General features: G+C 72.3%; 12 protein-coding genes. 2 read left to right on the forward strand and 10 right to left on the reverse strand.

The annotated features are described in order from the left end of the window. Positions 1 to 379: 379 nt before the first annotated feature. The 8 genes from B9S64_RS11030 to B9S64_RS11065 form a co-directional block, all read right to left on the reverse strand. Positions 380 to 2458, reverse strand: coding sequence for a TerD family protein (locus tag B9S64_RS11030; RefSeq protein WP_103489551.1), 2079 nt, complete (start codon positions 2456 to 2458; stop codon positions 380 to 382). A 233-nt stretch (positions 2459 to 2691) separates the two neighbouring features. Next, on the reverse strand, positions 2692 to 3735 hold the full coding sequence (locus tag B9S64_RS11035; protein WP_028442941.1) for a LacI family DNA-binding transcriptional regulator: 1044 nt from the start codon (positions 3733 to 3735) through the stop codon (positions 2692 to 2694). Between the two features lie 251 nt (positions 3736 to 3986). Continuing rightward, positions 3987 to 5447 (reverse strand): GH1 family beta-glucosidase, encoded by a 1461-nt coding sequence (locus tag B9S64_RS11040; protein WP_103489550.1) that lies wholly within the window; start codon positions 5445 to 5447, stop codon positions 3987 to 3989. Between the two features lie 193 nt (positions 5448 to 5640). Further along, entirely contained in the window at positions 5641 to 6564 is a 924-nt protein-coding gene (locus tag B9S64_RS11045; protein ID WP_103489549.1) for a carbohydrate ABC transporter permease, read from the reverse strand. A 15-nt stretch (positions 6565 to 6579) separates the two neighbouring features. Next, the gene (locus B9S64_RS11050) at positions 6580 to 7578 is read right to left on the reverse strand and encodes a carbohydrate ABC transporter permease (RefSeq protein WP_103489548.1); all 999 of its coding nucleotides are present in this window, start codon (positions 7576 to 7578) and stop codon (positions 6580 to 6582) included. A 165-nt stretch (positions 7579 to 7743) separates the two neighbouring features. Then, a complete protein-coding gene (locus B9S64_RS11055; RefSeq protein WP_103489547.1) occupies positions 7744 to 9069 on the reverse strand; it encodes an ABC transporter substrate-binding protein in 1326 nt (441 codons plus the stop codon). Positions 9070 to 9848: 779 nt separating this feature from the next. Further along, the gene (locus B9S64_RS11060) at positions 9849 to 11315 is read right to left on the reverse strand and encodes a HAMP domain-containing sensor histidine kinase (protein WP_109492031.1); all 1467 of its coding nucleotides are present in this window, start codon (positions 11313 to 11315) and stop codon (positions 9849 to 9851) included. Beyond that, a complete protein-coding gene (locus tag B9S64_RS11065; protein ID WP_181012146.1) occupies positions 11312 to 12016 on the reverse strand; it encodes a response regulator transcription factor in 705 nt (234 codons plus the stop codon). The genes B9S64_RS11060 and B9S64_RS11065 overlap by 4 nt, the downstream gene beginning before the upstream one ends. A gap of 78 nt (positions 12017 to 12094) precedes the next feature. On the opposite strand from B9S64_RS11065, the gene B9S64_RS11070 reads away from it, so the two are divergent. Then, entirely contained in the window at positions 12095 to 12646 is a 552-nt protein-coding gene (locus B9S64_RS11070; protein ID WP_103489213.1) for a hypothetical protein, read from the forward strand. 18 nt (positions 12647 to 12664) lie between these two features. Here B9S64_RS11070 and B9S64_RS11075 read toward each other — a convergent pair whose 3' ends face one another. Both B9S64_RS11075 and B9S64_RS11080 read right to left on the reverse strand, forming a co-directional pair. Beyond that, positions 12665 to 13555 carry a spermidine synthase gene (locus B9S64_RS11075; RefSeq protein WP_103489214.1) on the reverse strand — a complete coding sequence of 297 codons (891 nt, stop codon included), beginning with the start codon at positions 13553 to 13555 and terminating at the stop codon, positions 12665 to 12667. A 131-nt stretch (positions 13556 to 13686) separates the two neighbouring features. After that, the gene (locus B9S64_RS11080; protein ID WP_103489215.1) at positions 13687 to 14058 is read right to left on the reverse strand and encodes a hypothetical protein; all 372 of its coding nucleotides are present in this window, start codon (positions 14056 to 14058) and stop codon (positions 13687 to 13689) included. 241 nt (positions 14059 to 14299) lie between these two features. Here B9S64_RS11080 and B9S64_RS11085 point away from each other — a divergent pair, with 241 nt between their 5' ends. Further along, positions 14300 to 15664: a transcriptional regulator gene (locus B9S64_RS11085; RefSeq protein WP_103489216.1), complete on the forward strand. Its 1365-nt coding sequence runs from the start codon at positions 14300 to 14302 to the stop codon at positions 15662 to 15664. Positions 15665 to 15746: the final 82 nt, after the last annotated feature.

Raw genomic sequence — 15746 nt, forward strand, 5'->3', positions numbered from 1 at the left:
CGCACCTGACGGCTTCGACCTCTGCCTGTCGCCGAGTTCGAGTCGTTGGCTTCTGCCACGCAGAGTCGAACTCCGCGACGGCTCCAACACGGCCCTCTACGTGAACCGCGCCAGAATTTTCTGGAGGTACGTCCCGCACGACTCCCCCAGGCCGGTCTGCCGGCCCTCAAGCGTTCCCGCATGAACCGTCCTCGACCGGGCACGCGCCCCACAGGTCCTGCCGCGCACTCCCCCGACGCGGCAGGACCTCCCCGCGCCTCCGGAACGGCCGTGTTCCCGCCCCTGGGCGGGCCGGACCGGGCGTTCGGCGCCGGGGCCCCGCCCGGTCCCGCCGGGGCCGGAGAGCCCTGCCAGGCGGCCCCGGGGAAGCTGCCCGGATTCAGCGGGCCTCCGCCGGCTCGGCCGCCGGCCGGCGTGTTCCCCGGGTCTCCAGGTGAGCGATCACGTGGGTGTGGAAGCGGTCCACCGCCTCGTCGACGCTGCGGATGAACCCGGTCTCGGCGTTGCCCCGCCCGTTGCCCATGCCCTTGAACAGGGAGAGGCGGAAGCCGGAGATCTCCGCGCCGTCCTTGGGCAGGATGTCCGCCGGTTCGGGGCGCAGCCGTTCCAGCGTCCCCCGTGGGCCGGTGCCGCCTTCGACGAGCGTCTCGATGTGCAGGTCCGCCGGTGCCGCCGCGAGTTGGCGGATCAGGCGCTTGGCACGGCTGAGCGGATAGCCGCCTTCGGCCGTCGGCACCTCGATCGAGGTGCGGAGCTTCCGGGTCCGCAGGTCCGCGGTGATGGCGAGGATGCCGGGTGTCCCCTCGATACGGAGTTCCGAGTGGAGCCGGCCCTGGGAGCAGAGCTGATCGGCGAGGGTGGCCCGGCGGGCCCGGGGGTCGGTCCCCCGCTTCGCGCGCTGGACCGGGAGCACCTTGTGGCCGAGCTCACCACCGAGCCCCAGGCAGACCTGGCGGACGAGCCGTTCCCAGCTCTCGATCACCTCGGTGGCCCGGGGATCGCCCTGGGAGAGGGTCTCGTCGTCGATCGCCTTGCGGACGGGCACCCAGGCGGCTCCCATGTTCTGGAATCCGTGACAGCCCGAGTGCTCGTGCTGGAGGTAGTGGAGCAGTTCCCGCAGCAGCCACGCGTGACTGGCGTTGCCCACCCCCTCGTGGCGGATCAGCATCTGCGCCTGGTGCGCGACCTCGGCCCAGGACAGGTGCCAGAGAGCCACCTTGTGCTTGCGCCGGCCGTCGATCCGGACATCGACGAGCGGGGTGCCGTCGAGCGCCACGTCGTTGGAGAGGGTGATGACGGCCTCGTAGCCGCGGCGCGCGGCGATGTCCATGTACGCCTGTACCTGGTCCGGCTTGAGGGCGTTGCCGTTGGTCTTCGTCTCGACCAGCGCGGTCCACAGCTTGCCCGCCCGTTCGACGCGGATGACGCCGTCCGGGCGCCTGGGTGAGTCCCCGTGCGGCAGCGAGACCTCGGTGAACGTCTCCATACGCCCGGCGGGTGCCCCGAATCCCGCGGTCAGGCGCCGCCCGAACTCCGGTACCTGGGTCATCACCGACAACAGGACGGACGTGGCCCGGGTCTCACGTTCGCGGTCGTTCTTGAGCGCGGAGAGCGGGAACAGCCTGGCGGTACGCCAGGAGTCGTTCTCCGCCAGTGTCTTCTTCTCCGTCCTGGGAAGCGTGACCTTCTTCCTCGCCGTGCGCGTCCTGGCGCGTGGCTTCGGCTCCTCGGACGGTGTCCGCACGATGCCGGCCGGGGCGGTCGGCGCGGGTTCCGGTGCGCGTGGCGCGGGGACCGCCGCCGGGGAGCCGGCCTGCCCGTCGGGCTCGTCCACCAAGCCGCCCCGCGGGCCGTCGGGCACCTTCCCCGGCCCCGCTCCGGCCCCCACGTCGGCCTCCGCCTCGGCCTCCGCGTCGTCGTCGATGTCGACGCCGAAGTCCGTCGCCAGACCGGCCAGACCGGATGCGTATCCCTGCCCGACGGCACGGAACTTCCAGGCGCCGTCCCGCCGGTAGAGCTCGCCGAAGACACAGGCGCTCACGGCGCCCGCGTCCTCCACGGAGAACTGGACCAGGCTGTCACCCGAGCCGTCGGCGAGCGTCAGACGGAGATCGTCGAGATCACCGAACCGCGCCCCGCCGTACCGGCTGGCCGCCACGACGATCTGCTCGACCTCCGCCGGTACCGCGTCCAGGTCGAAGCTGATCCGGTCCTCGTCACCGTCGGACGTGGGCGTCTTCCCGAGCAGTTGTACGCTGCCGTTGCCGACGACCGGATTGTTGTAGAAGCAGAAGTCGGCGTCGCCGCGCACCTTGCCGTTGCCGTCGAGGAGGAGCACGGAGACATCCGCGTCGCCCTCCCCGGTCGGGCTGCTCCAGCCCAGGCTCATCACGACCGAACCGACGTTCTCGCTGAGGGCAGCCAGACCGATGTTGGCACCCTTGATCATCTTCTGCATGCGGCCCCCCATGCACTGCCGGCCGGAACCGTTCGCGCGGCAGATCGTTGCGTGACGGTGTGTGATGCGTCACACACATCCGTATGCGGGGAACCATAACGTCCACACAGCCGAGACATGGAGGAGTTGTGAAAGTTTTGCCCTTCCTGTAGATGCCCGGTCGGGCCTTGCGATGAGCACCGGTACCCACCCCTCGACCGGTACCCGTCCCGCGACCGGGCCCCTCCCCCGCCTCAGGACGACTCGCGGATCACCAGTTCCGTGGGGAGCACGATCCTCGGGCGCTCCTCGGTACGGCCCTCGTGGTGCTGGGCGATCTCCTGGAGGAGCACGGCGGCCATCACGCGGCCCATCTCCTCGATCGGCTGGCGCACACTCGTCAGCGGCGGGTCCATGTGGCGGGCCACCGCGGAGTCGTCGAAGCCGATCAACGCCACGTCGTCCGGGATCCGCCGGCCGGACTCGCGCAGCACCTGGCGGGCACCGGCCGCCATCACGTCCGAGGCCGCGAAGACCGCGTCCACGTCCGGGCGGCGGGCCAGGAGTTCGCGCATGGCGCGGGCGCCGCTCTCCTCGCTGAAGTCGGCCGGGGCGATGAGCCGTTCGTCGGGGTCCAGCCCCGCCGAGGCGATGGCCTTGCGGTAGCCGTCGAGGCGGCGCTGGGCGCCGTAGACGTCCAGGCGTCCGGTGATGGTGGCGATGGACCGCCGGCCCCGCGCTATGAAGTGGTCGACCGCGGCCCGCGCGCCCTCGAAGTTGTCGGAGTCGACCGAGGGCAGGGTCTCGGCCGCGTGTCTGCGGCCGCTGATCACCGACGGCATGCCGAGCTGTTCCAGCAGGTCGGGCAGCGGGTCGTCGGCGTGCACGGAGACCAGCAGCACCCCGTCGACCCGGTGCGCGGTCAGGTACTGGGCCAGGCGCCGGCGCTCGCGGTCGTTGCCCGCGAGGGTCAGCAGCAGTTGCATCTCGGTGTCGGCCAGCGCCGCCCCGACCCCGCGCACGATGTCGGAGAAGTACGGCTCGGCGAAGAACCGGGTCTCCGACTCGGGTACGACGAGGGCGATGGCGTCCGTGCGGTTCCCGGCGAGGGCGCGGGCCGCGCGGTTGGGTACGTACCCCAGTTCGGCGACGGCCGCCTCGACGGCCTCGCGCGTCTGGGCACTGACCCTCGGGGAGCCGTTGATGACGCGCGAGGCGGTGCCCCGCCCCACCCCGGCCCGTGCCGCTACCTCTTCGAGCGTGGGCCGCCCGCCACTCCGTACTCGCGCTGCCGCCATGGCTGCCTCCCGTTCGCGGTCAATTTCTCACAGCCGGATTACCAAACCAAGTCCCGCTGTCCGATCCCTTGACACTTGTGCGGGCCCATCGGCCGTTCCGCAGCGCCACACTTCTTGGGAGCGCTCCCAAGACTACGGGGTGGCGAGGACGCGCAGGTATGAGGGCAGGGAACCAGGCGTGAGGGCACGAAAAAGCGGGACCCGGCCCCCCGGCCGGGTCCCGCTTCGGTCGCGCTTTCGCGCCTCGTCGATCAGGCCGTACCGCCCTCCGGCGGCAGGGCGTGACGGCGGATCACGTCGGAGTACCAGTGGGCGCTCGCCTTGGGGATGCGGCGCTGGGAGGCGTAGTCGACGTACACCGCACCGAAGCGCCGCGAATAGCCGTACGCCCACTCGAAGTTGTCCATCAGCGACCACAGGAAGTAGCCGCGCACGTCCGCGCCGTCGGCGACCGCACGGCGTACGGCGTCGAGGTGCCCGTGCAGGTACGCGATGCGCTCGGGGTCCTCGACCTTGCCCTCGGGCGAGACGTAGTCGTCGAAGGCGGCGCCGTTCTCGGTGACCATCAGCGGCAGGCCGGGGTGGTCCCGGTGCACGTCCATGAGGAGGTCGTAGAGGCCGTTGGGGTCGATCGACCAGTCCATCGCGGTGCGCTCCTTCCCCTCGGCGAGGTGGAAGGCGACGTGCTCGGAGCCGGGCCACGGGGAGTGGTCGCTGGCGCCGTGGGCGTCGCTGCGCGCGTACTCGGCCCCCTCGACCGGGGACGAGACCAGCGTCGGCGTGTAGTAGTTGATGCCGAGCGAGTCGACCGGGCGGGAGATGGCCGCCAGGTCGCCGTCCTTGACCAGCTTCGACCAGTCGACCAGGTGCGAGGTGTCGGCGATCAGGTCCTCGGGGTACTCCCCGCGCAGCATCGGGCCGGTGAAGACCCGGTTGCCGACCGCGTCGATCCGGCGGGCGGCGTCCGCGTCGGCCGCGCTGTCGGTGAGCGGGCGGACCTGGTGGAGGTTGAGGGTGACCGAGGTCTGCGCGGCAGCGGGGAGTTGGGCACGCAGAACCTCGATCGCCCGGCCATGGGCGAGGTTGAGGTGATGGGCCGCCTGCAGCGCCGCCGCGGGCTCGGTGCGGCCGGGCGCGTGCACGCCGGAGCCGTAGCCGAGATAGGCCGAGCACCACGGCTCGTTGAGGGTGGTCCACATGCCGACGCGGTCGCCGAGCGCGCCGGAGACGATCGCGGCGTAGTCGGCGAACCGGTCGGCCGTCGCGCGCTCCGGCCAGCCGCCGGCGTCCTCCAACTCCTGGGGCAGATCCCAGTGGTAGAGGGTGGCGACGGGCATGATGCCCGCGTCGAGCAGTTCGTCGACGAGCTTGCGGTAGAAGTCCAGCCCGCGTTCGACGGCGGGGCCGCGGCCGGTGGGCTGGACCCGCGACCACGAGACGGAGAAGCGGTAGGCCTTCAGGCCCAGCTCCTTCATCAGGGCGACGTCGTCGCGGTAGCGGTGGTAGTGGTCGGCGGCGATGTCGCCGGTGTCGCCGTTGCGGACCTTGCCGGGGGTGCGGCTGAAGGTGTCCCAGATGGACGGCGTTCGGCCGTCCTCGGCGGCGGCGCCCTCCACCTGGTAGGAGGCGGTGGCCGCGCCCCAGATGAAGCCCGTGGGGAAGTTCGTTGCCTCGGGCGCCTGGGGGGTGGTGTCAGGTCGTACTGCAGTCATGCGGGAGCGCTCCCATGGGTTGACGAACGTGGACGGGAAGAGCGGGGACCCCGGCCCCGAAGGGCCTGTGGTCAGGTACGGACCGTACGGACGGCCGGGGTCGGACCAGGAGACCGGTACGGGTTCTCGGACCGGGAACGGGAAGCGGACCGGATACGGGAACGCGCGCCGGGAACGGGGACGGCGGGGCGGGTCAGCCCTTGACCGCTCCGGACATGATGCCCCCGACGATCCGCTTGCCGAAGATGACGAAGACGACGAGCAGCGGCAGGGTGCTGATCAGAGCGCCCGCCATCACGATGCTCTGGTCGGGGACGTAGGAGGCGCTCAGCTGGCCGAGCGCGACCTGGAGGGTCGGGTTCTCCGCACCCAGGGCGAGGTACGGCCAGAAGAAGTCGTTCCACGTCTGGACGAAGGTGAGCATGCCGAGGACCATCATGGCCGGTCGGGCGACGGGAAGCACGATGCTCCACACGATGCGCAGGTTGTTCGCACCGTCCACCCTGCCCGCCTCGATGAGCTCGTACGGCAGTGCCTCCACCAGGTACTGGCGCATGAAGAACACACCGAAGGCGCTCACCAGGGTCGGGAAGATCACCGACTCCAGCTGACCGTTCCATCCGATGTCCGACATCATCATGTACAGCGGTACGACGCTGAGCTGGGGCGGGACCGTCAGGGTGGCGATGACCATCGTCATCAGCGCGCCGCGCCCCCTGAAGCGCATCTTGGCGAAGGCGTAGCCGGCCAGGGTGCAGAAGAAGAGCGTCGCCGCGGTGATGCTGGCGGACACCAGGAAGGTGTTCCAGATCGCCTTGCCGAGCTGGGCCTGCTCCCAGGCCGTCTGGAGGTTGCTGAACAGGTTGCCGCCGGGGATGAACGGCGGGGGCGAGTCCAGCACCTCGTCCTGGGTACGGGAGGCCGCGACGAGCGTCCAGTACAGCGGGAAGAGGGAGCCGATGCCGACGACGGCGAGGGCGAAGTAGGCGAAGGGCCCGCCGTGGTGCTGGCGGCCCGCGCCCTGCTTGAACCTGTTGCGCCTCGGCGGGGTGCCGGGGGCGGCGGCCTTGGACACACCGCGGCGGTCCGGGACGGTGAGGGGACTGGTCGTGGTCATGGGTATCGCTCCCGGTCAGGCCGCGGTCTTGCGCACGGAGCGCCCGACGAGCCAGTTGATCGCGGCAATGAGCAGCAGCAGGGCAAGCATCGCCCAGGCGACCGCGGCGGCCGGACCGAGGTGCCCGAGCTTCCAGCCGTAGTTGTACAGGTAGACGCTGAGCGTCTCGTACTGGTGCTCGCTGCCGCCCTGGGCGCCGATGGTGCCGCCTTCCAGGAGCAGCGGTTCACCGAAGAGCTGCATCGAGCCGATGGTCGAGATGACGATCGTGAAGAGGATCGTGGGCCGCAGGGCCGGGATCGTCACGTTGCGGAACTGCTGCCAGCGCGAGGCGCCGTCGAGCGAGGCGGCCTCGTAGAGGTCGGACGGGACGGCCTGCATCGCGGCCAGGTAGATCAGGGTGTTGTAGCCGGTCCAGCGCCAGATCACGATGACCGCGATGGCGATCTTGGACGACCAGTGGCCCTGGGCCCAGTTGGTGTCGCCGAGGCCGACGAAGTCGAGGACCCAGTTCAGCAGCCCGCCGTCGGCGCGGAAGACGAGCGCGAAGACGAGGGCGGCGGAGGCCACGGAGGTGGCGTACGGGGTGAGGATCACCGTCCGCCAGAAGGTGCTGGCCCGCAGCTTGTAGTTCAGCAGGTGCGCCAGGCCCAGCGCCATCAGCAGCTGCGGGACCGTGGAGATCACACCGATGACGAAGGTGTTGGCGACGGCCGTCCAGAACTCGTCGTCCTGGAGGATCTTGCTGAAGTTCTCCCAGCCGACCCAGTCCATCTGGTCGAGGCTGACCATCTCCACCCGGTGCAGGGCGATCCAGCCGGTGTAGATGAGGGGGTAGAGCCCGAAGGCCCCGAAGATGAGGAAGAAGGGCGCGATGTACGCGTACGGCGAGGCCTTGTCGTCGAAGCGCCAGAGCCGGCTCCGCCACGCCTGGCGGCCGGGGGTCATGGCCTTCGGGGCGCGGCGGCCCGGCCGCGAGCCGTGAGTGCCCCGGGTGGGGGTCGAGGTTGCCACAGGTGGGAGTCCTTCCCTGGGTGTGCCGACACCGCAGGGGCAGGCCGGACCTCTGGTCAGGTCCGGTGGGGTGTCGGAATCCGTGCGCGGGCCGGCCTGGAGGCCGGCGCCGGAGCGGGCGGGCCGGGACGGGGTCACCGTCCCGGCCGCCCGCTACGGAGAGGGTCAGCCGATCACCTTGTCGACCGCCTCGACGGCGTCGTCCCACGCCTTGTCGGGCTTGGTGCCGCGCTGCTCCATGTTGTTGATCTGGGTGGAGATGCTGTCCTTGATGACGCCGTCCTTCGGGCCGAGCACGGCCGCCGGGATGGACTGGGCCTCTTCGGCGTAGATCGCGCCGATGGGGGCGTTGTTGAAGTACTCCAGCGTGGCGTTCTTCACGTCGGGCAGGTCGTAGGCGCCCTTGTTCGACGGGAAGACACCGACGGCCTTGAACACGGCGGCCTGCTGCTCGGGAGCGGTCACCCACTTGACGAACTCGCCGGCCTCCTTGACGTGCTTGCCGTTGGCCGGCACGGCGAGGAAGGAACCGCCCCAGTTGGCCGCGGTGTCACCCGGGGTGCGGGCGATGTCCCACTTGCCCTTGAAGTCGTCACCGGCGTAGGTGGAGATCTGGGCGGCCATCCACGCGGGGCAGGCGATGGTGGCGACGGAACCCTTGCGCAGCGCGGCCTTCCACGGGTCCTGGAACTGGGCCAGTCCGGCGCTCAGCTTCTTGTCGGCGGCCTCGGCCGCGAGGTTCCAGCCCGCCTTGACGCCGGCGCTCTCCTTGTAGATCGCCTTGCCGTCCTTGGAGTAGTACTGCTCCTCGTTGGAGCTGACCACGCCGTTGTACATGGCGCTGGCGGAGTCCATGTAGAAGGTGCCCTTGGGGGCCTTCTTCTTGTACTCCTCGCCGAGCTTGAGGTAGTCCTCCCAGCCGCCGGCGACCTTCTTGGCGACCTCTTCGCGGTCGGTCGGCAGCCCCGCCTGCTCGAACAGGTCACGGCGGTAGCAGAGGGACATCGGGCCGATGTCGGTGCCCGCGCCGATCACCTTGCCCTCGTCGGTGCTGGCCTGCAGCGCCTTCCAGTTGACCCACTGGTTGGCGTCGATGACCTTGGAGAGGTCCGCGAAGGCGTCCGCCTTGGTGTCGACCAGCTCCTTGACGCGGCCGACCTCGATGCCCTGGATGTCGGCGAGCCCCTTGCCCGCGTTGAGCTGCTGGAGGAACTTCGGGTAGTAGACCTGCTCGTCGGCCGTGGTGGTGGCCTTGACCTGGATGTTCGGGTGGAGCTTCTCGTACTTCTCGTAGAGGCCCGCCTCCTTGTACCCGAACTGGCCGAAGTCGGCCAGGGTCAGGGTGATCTTGCCGTTCGAGTCGGATGCCTCGTCGGAGTCCGAGCCGGAGTCGCTGCAGCCGGTCAGCAGCAGCGCGGCGGCGGTGAGACCCGTGGTGGCCACGACGGCCGTTCTGCGGCGTCGACCTGCGACGGTGCGGGTGATGCGCATTCCACTACTCCTTGTTCCAGGGTGGGACTGGCGTTCGATCTGCTCGGCATACGCGCTGATGGGTGCGGGTGCCAGGGGTACGGAGGGACATGGGCGGTGTCGTCCCCGTACGAGCGAAAATCCTCGTTCGATATGGGAGCGCTCCCATGCGCTGATGCCGGAAGATTGCTGCCTCAGGGGGGTGGGTGTCAAGAGTTGAAGACGCTTCCGTTGCCCGAGTGTGTCCTCCAAGTCACGCGAACGTGTCCGACCGAAGGCTTGCGTTACGGGGAACGAGCTGCGTGGACACCTCGACCTCCCCGAATGTCCGCAGGTCAGCGGGGTGTTGGGGCCTCGGAACCGTCCGGCGCCCCGGAACGGGGTTCGGACGGGAGGCATTTCCGCGCCGCTTTCCCGGGGGTGCCCCGGCTTCCGCCCGGCCCCGAGGGGCACGCCGGAAGATGAACGGGGTGAGGCGTCGCGGGGTCGTCCGGAGGGGGGTGCGGCGGGTTCCGTGTTCTTTCCCCGAACTCCGGTGCGGCCTCGCGGGGTTCGCCGGAGGCCCGCACAAGGAGGCGCGCGCCCCGGCCGGTGGTGGGGTGGGGGGCCGGCCGGGGCGCGCGCGGTTCGGGGGACTCCGGGAGGCGCGGGGCACGGGGGCCGGTCTGCGGCCCTCCGGCCCCGCGGTGTCCCGTGGGGGGAATCCGTCTGCACGCTAGCCGCACGGGAACCGACGAACCGGACCTTCGGGACCTGGGGCGGTGTTCTTAGGGCTGGCTTAAGGAGCACATCGGCGCGGGTTAAAGCTGGGACCCCGCGCCGGGGGTGCCGAGCGGGTCCGCGCTCCGGCCCTTCGCCTGCCGCCGCTGCCGCCGTACGCCCCGCCCGCCCGACCGGTGCCCCCGGCGGCCGCGCTCCGAGGGGCCGCCGTCCAGGGCGATCCAGACGCGCACCTCGGTGCCGCCGAGCACCGAGCGCCCGACGCGCAGGTCGCCGCCGGTCGATTCGGCGACCCTGCGGACGATGTCCAGCCCCAGTCCGGTCGAGCCCACGGCCCCCGGCCCGTCACCGCGTCCGCTCGCCCCCCGCGCGAGGGCCGCCTCCGGGTCGGGGATGCCGGGGCCCGCGTCCGAGACCAGGACGATCACCGCGTCCCCGCTGTGGTGCACATCGACGGCGAACGCGGTGCCCTCCGGGGTGTGCCGGAAGACGTTGCCGAGCAAGGCGTCGAGCGCGGCGGCCAGTTCGGCGCGTGCGACGGGGATTCGTACCGTACGGTCGACACCCGCCAGCCGGACCGTACGGCCCTCGTCCTCGGCCAGGGCCGACCAGAACCCCATGCGTTCGCGGATCACCTCACAGGCGTCACAGCCGCTGACCACGCCACCGTACGGGCCCTGGGTCTGCGGGCGCTGCTCCCGGGCCGTGCGGATGATCGTGTCCACCTCCCGCTCCAACTGCTCCACGGCCGCCCGGGTCTGCTCGGCGGCAGGTCCCTCGCCCAGGGACGCCGCGTTGAGCCGGAGCACGGTCAGCGGGGTGCGCAGCCGGTGCGAGAGGTCGGCGGCCAGTTCCCGTTCACCGGCCAGGAGTTGGACCACCTGGTCCGCCATCGAGTTGAACGCGGCGGCGGCGGACCGCAGTTCGGTGGGGCCCTCCTCGGGGACCCGGGTCCCCAGCCGCCCCTCCCCCAGGTCGTGGGCGGCGCCCGCGAGCCGCCGGGCGGGCTCGACCATGCGTACGCCGAGACGGTCGGCGACGGCGACCGAGCCGACGATCAGGGCGGCGCCGACACCCGCCAGCATCAGCCAGGCGGTGGTGACACCGTGGGACACCTCGTCCTGGGGCACGAACACCTCGACCACGGCGATGCCGCCGGAGCCCAGCGCGGTGGGCTGGAGCAGCGCGAAGCCGCCCGGCACCTCGGTGACCGAGGCGCGCCCGGACTCCCGGACCGTCTCCAGGTCCTCGCGGGTGGCGCGCCCGGTGCCGATCTCCGGTGGCCGGGCGGCCGGTTCGCCGGGGGCGGGCACATGGACAGCGAGCCGGCCCCGGCCGCCGGGTTCGGTGGACAGGACGGCCCGGGTCAGCTCCTCCCGGTCGCCGGTGATGGTGAGGGTCGGGCCGATGGTGGCGGCCTGCCGTTCGGCGTCGGAGAAGGCCCGGTCGCGGGCCATCTCCCTGACGACCAGCCCGAGCGGGACGGCGAAGGCGATCACGACCATGGCCGTGACCGCCAGGCTCACTTTGACCAGGGCCCATCTCATACGCGGTGCTCGGGGACCGGCGGGGGTTCGAGCTTCACGCCGACGCCCCGCAGGGTGTGCAGATAGCGCGGGCGTGCCGCCGTCTCACCGAGCTTGCGCCGCAGCCAGGAGAGGTGGACGTCGATGGTCTGGTCGTCGCCGTAGGACTGCTGCCAGACCTCGGCCAGCAGCTCCCTGCGCGGGACGACGACTCCGGGGCGCCCGGCGAGGAAGGCCAGCAGGTCGAACTCACGGCGCGTCAGATCCAGTGCCGTGCCGTCGAGTTCGGCCTGGCGGCGCAGCGGATCGACGCTCAGCCCGCCGACCTGGATGACCCGGGGCGGTGCCTGGCCGGCGGGGCCCCGGGTGCGGCGCAGTACGGCGGCCATCCGGGCGGAGAGGTGCTCCACGGAGAACGGCTTGGTCAGGTAGTCGTCCGCGCCGTCGTTGAGCAGTCGGACGATCTCGGCCTCGTCGTCCCGGGCGGTGGCGATGATCACCGGCACGTCGGTGACGGAGCGCAGCATCTTCAGTGCCTCGGCGCCGTCCAGGTCGGGCAGTCCGAGGTCGAGGACGACCACGTCGAAGCGGTGGTGCGCCACCTCGCGCAGGGCTTCGAGCGCGGTGCCGACGCTGCGCACGGTGTGCGAGGCCTCCCTCAGGTGCCGGATGAGGGCGGAACGTACGAACTGGTCGTCCTCGACCACGAGCACACTGGGCATGGGCCGCACCGTAACCCATGCGGGGGCGTCGGGTGCCCGTAGGGACAACACCGGTGCGGGTGCGGCAGGATGTGCCGGATGCGCCGAGGACTTGTACACGCGCTCGCGTGGTCGCTCGCCACCGGGGCGTCGGTCACCCTGTCGTGGTGGGGGGTGCACTCGGTGCTGTCGGGTACGGCGTACGACCGGCCGCGTGCGGTGCCGGTCTCGGTGGGCGCGGGCGGCGACCGGGCCACCGAGGAACCCGTCTCCTCCTCGACGCACCGGGCGTCGCCGTCGCCCACCCCGAGCGCGAGCGCCACCCGTCCGGCGTCCCCGCCCGGCCCCCGGTCCTCCTCGCCGCGTCCGCCGTCCGGCCGCCCGTCGGGCGGTGAATCCACCTCGGCGGCGCCCTCGGTGGCTTCGGGGGACGTGCGGAGCTATCCGACGCGGGGCGGGCGGGTCGTGCTGGAGCTGGCACCGGACGCGGCGACGCTGGTCTCGGCCACGCCGGAGCCGGGCTGGTCGATGGCGGTGTGGACCGAGAACCAGTGGATCCGGGTGGACTTCAGCGACGGGGCGGGCGCGACGGTCTCCGTCTTCTGCACCTGGAACGGCCATCCGCCGGCGGTCGAGGTGGTGGACCGCTGACCGCGCCCGGCCCGCCGTTCAGCCGAAGGTGCCGGGCGGCGGGGGCGGGGAGGGCCGGGCGGTCGCGTCCGTGACGACGGCGGCGCCGCCGGTGAAGTCGGCGAGGGCACGGCCGTGTTCGACCCGGCCGGGGTGCGGGTCGCCCGCCACGCGCCGGGTCAGTTCGGCGACGGCGACGGGCAGGTCCGAGGCGACCAGGACCGCGTTGCCGAAGCGGCGGCCCCGCCACACCACGGGGTCGGCGGCGAGGGCGAGTTCGGGGAAGAGCGCCGCGGCGGTGGCGATCTGGCCGCGCAGGTGGGCGAGCGGCGGACCGTCGGTGAGGTTGGCCGCGTACTGTCCGCCGGGCCTGAGCACCCGGCGTACCTCGGTGAGGAATTCGACGGTGGTCAGGTGGGCGGGGGTGCGGGCGCCGCTGAAGACGTCGGCGATCACCAGGTCGGCCCAGCCGTCCGGGATCCTGCCGAGTCCGGCGCGGGCGTCCATGGCCCGCACCCGAGTCCGGGCCTGCGGGTCCAGCGGGAGTTCGCGGCGCACCAGGTCGACGAGGGGCGCGTCGACCTCGATGATCTGCTGGGTGGAGCGCGGGCGGGACGCCGCGAGGTACCGGGCCAGGGTGAAGGCGCCGCCGCCGAGGTGCACGGCGTGCAGCGGCCGGCCCGCGGGCGCGGCGAGGTCGATGACATGGCCGAGCCGGCGCTGGTACGCGAAGGAGAGGTATGCGGGGTCGTCGAGGTCCACATGGGACTGGGGCGCGCCGTCCAGCAGCAGGGTCCAGCCGCGCGGGCGTTCGCGGTCGGGCACGAGTTCGGCGAGCCCGCCGTCCACCGGGGCGGCCACCGGCTCCCGGGTGCGCTCGGACCGCTTCCGGGCGGCCGCGCCCTTGGCCGGTGTGCCTCGGCGTGCCACGTGCGTTCGTCCTCGCTGACCGGTCCGGGCCGGTTTCCTCGACGGACCGCCCCGGGGGAGGGGAGCGGCGGCGGGAGGTCCGCCTACCCGGCCATTATGGCCTCGGTGGCAGGAGTCGCGCCGCCACGCCCTCAATGGCAGTTGTCGGCCGCCTCGATGAGCCGGGCCGCCTGGCCGAGCGCGGCGCGGAGGGCGGCCGGGTCCGTGACGGGGGCGTCCGCGCCGGGCGGCAGGAGCCAGCCGCCGCCGGTGACGGGCGGTTCGGCGGGGATGCGCAGGCCCCGGCCGTCCGTGCGGGTGCAGGCGCTTCCGGGTACGTCCCAGGCGTCGGCGGTGCCCGGGGGCACCAGGAAACCGAGGGTGGCACAGGTCCCGTCGTGCAGGACCGGGCCGACGCCCGGGTGGCCGGCGCCCCGCCGCAGGATGTCCACCGCCTCCAGGCCTTGGCGCGCCGGGACGGTCACCAGGTCGCACGGTGTGGTCTCCGGGCCGATGTGCGGCATGGGAACCTCTCCTCTTCGTCTCGATACGGAGCCGCGCCCCGTCTCCACATGGACCAACGCGCCGACCGCGTCAAGGGCTACGGCGGCACGCCGCCGCAAAGGGTGGCAGTTCATGGCGGATCACGGGAGAGATGTCCGCTTTATTGGGAATCGCTGCGTGTGCGTGCCGTCACGGCGGGTACGTTCTTGCTCCGCCGGGACACCGGAAGCAGAGGCCCGGCGCACCAGAGAGGGCCCCGCCATGGTGTCGACACGGGCAGTTCCCAACCTCGCCTTCCGTCGGCTGCGCGGACAGCGCTCCGCGGCGGAGTTCGCGGCGGCGGTCCGCAGAGCCGCGCGCGAGATCGGTGAACAGGTCGCGTGCGACGCCCGGTACGTCGGACGCGTGGAGGCGGGCGAGATCCGCTGCCCGAACTACGCGTACGAACGGGTGTTCCTGCACATGTTCCCCGGGGCGTCCCTGGTGGACCTGGGTTTCTCGGCCCGCGAGAGCGTGCGCGGGCGGGGGGCGCGAGCGGTGATGCCGTCCGCCCCTTCCCTGCTGTCCCTGCCCTCCACGCTCGACAGCGATACCGACGAGGAGTGCGACGTGCTACGTCGCGTGTTCATGACGAGCGGCACCGCCACGGTGGCGGCCGCTTCCCTGGGCCTGGACGGCCCGCCCGCCGCCGCCGCCGCGGCTCCGGTCTCCGTGCCCGCCCAGCGGCGGGTCGGCGAGGCCGAGGTGAGTGCCGTCGAGAGGGCGGTGCGGGAGATCCGGGTGCTGGACGACCGGCACGGCGCGGACGGCCTCTACCGGAGGGCGGCACAGCCGCTCCGGGCCGCGTTCGACCTGCTCGACGCGGCCTCGGCGGCCCGTCGCAGCACCTCGGACCGGCTCTACTCGGGCGCCGGTGAGCTGGCGATCTCGGTCGGCTGGCTGGCGCACGACTCGGGCCGCCTCGACGACGCGCGCTCGCACTACGCGGAGGCGCTCGCGACGGCACGGCTGGCCGGGGACGCGGCGCTGGAGGCGCACGCGTTCTGCAACGCGTCGTTCCTGGCCCGCGACATGGGCCGGGCGCGCGAGGCGGTACGGGCGGCGGAGGCGGGCCAGCGGGTGGCCCGCCCGCTGGGTTCACCGCGGCTGATGGCCCTGCTGGCGCTGCGGGAGGCGGGCGGCCGGGCGTGGCTCGGGGACCGCTCGGGGTGCGAGCAGTCCATCGGGCGGGCGCGTACGGCGTTCGACCAGGGGGCCGCCGGGACGGACCTGGAGTGGATGAGCTTTTTCCGGGAGGCGGAGCTGGAGTTCCTGGTGGCCCAGTGCTGGTCGGCGCTGGGTGACTGGCCCCGGGCCGCCCGCCACGCCCGGCGCGCGGTCCGGCTCCAGGACCCGCACTTCAGCCGCAACCTCGCGCTGTACCGGGCGCAGCTGGCCTGGGACCTGACGCGGTCCGGGACGGCCGACGAGGCAGCCGCCGCGGTGCACGAGGTGCTGGACCTGCTGGAACGGGTCCAGTCGTCCCGCGTCCGGGGCATGCTGGCGACCACCGTGCGGGCGCTGGGCCCGCAGGGCGGCCCCGAGGTGACCGCCCTCCTGAACCGCTACGAGGCGCTGCCGAGCTGACCGGCCGGGGCCGCCCTGGCCGTCGCGGGCCTTCGGCGGCCGGGACCGGACGCTCCCCGGACTGGGGCCTCGCGTCGCCAGG

This window comes from Streptomyces sp. SM18 (genome assembly GCF_002910775.2).
GTDB lineage: Bacteria > Actinomycetota > Actinomycetes > Streptomycetales > Streptomycetaceae > Streptomyces > Streptomyces halstedii.

Excerpts from the sequence above, each read along its gene's own strand:
- B9S64_RS11030 (WP_103489551.1), bottom strand. The coding sequence starts at position 2,458 with ATGCAGAAGATGATCAAGGGTGCCAACATCGGTCTGGCTGCCCTCAGC.
- B9S64_RS11035 (WP_028442941.1), bottom strand. The coding sequence starts at position 3,735 with ATGGCGGCAGCGCGAGTACGGAGTGGCGGGCGGCCCACGCTCGAAGAG.
- B9S64_RS11040 (WP_103489550.1), bottom strand. The coding sequence starts at position 5,447 with ATGACTGCAGTACGACCTGACACCACCCCCCAGGCGCCCGAGGCAACG.
- B9S64_RS11045 (WP_103489549.1), bottom strand. The coding sequence starts at position 6,564 with ATGACCACGACCAGTCCCCTCACCGTCCCGGACCGCCGCGGTGTGTCC.
- B9S64_RS11055 (WP_103489547.1), bottom strand. The coding sequence starts at position 9,069 with ATGCGCATCACCCGCACCGTCGCAGGTCGACGCCGCAGAACGGCCGTC.
- B9S64_RS11060 (WP_109492031.1), bottom strand. The coding sequence starts at position 11,315 with ATGAGATGGGCCCTGGTCAAAGTGAGCCTGGCGGTCACGGCCATGGTC.
- B9S64_RS11065 (WP_181012146.1), bottom strand. The coding sequence starts at position 12,016 with ATGCCCAGTGTGCTCGTGGTCGAGGACGACCAGTTCGTACGTTCCGCC.
- B9S64_RS11070 (WP_103489213.1), top strand. The coding sequence starts at position 12,095 with ATGCGCCGAGGACTTGTACACGCGCTCGCGTGGTCGCTCGCCACCGGG.
- B9S64_RS11080 (WP_103489215.1), bottom strand. The coding sequence starts at position 14,058 with ATGCCGCACATCGGCCCGGAGACCACACCGTGCGACCTGGTGACCGTC.
- B9S64_RS11085 (WP_103489216.1), top strand. The coding sequence starts at position 14,300 with ATGGTGTCGACACGGGCAGTTCCCAACCTCGCCTTCCGTCGGCTGCGC.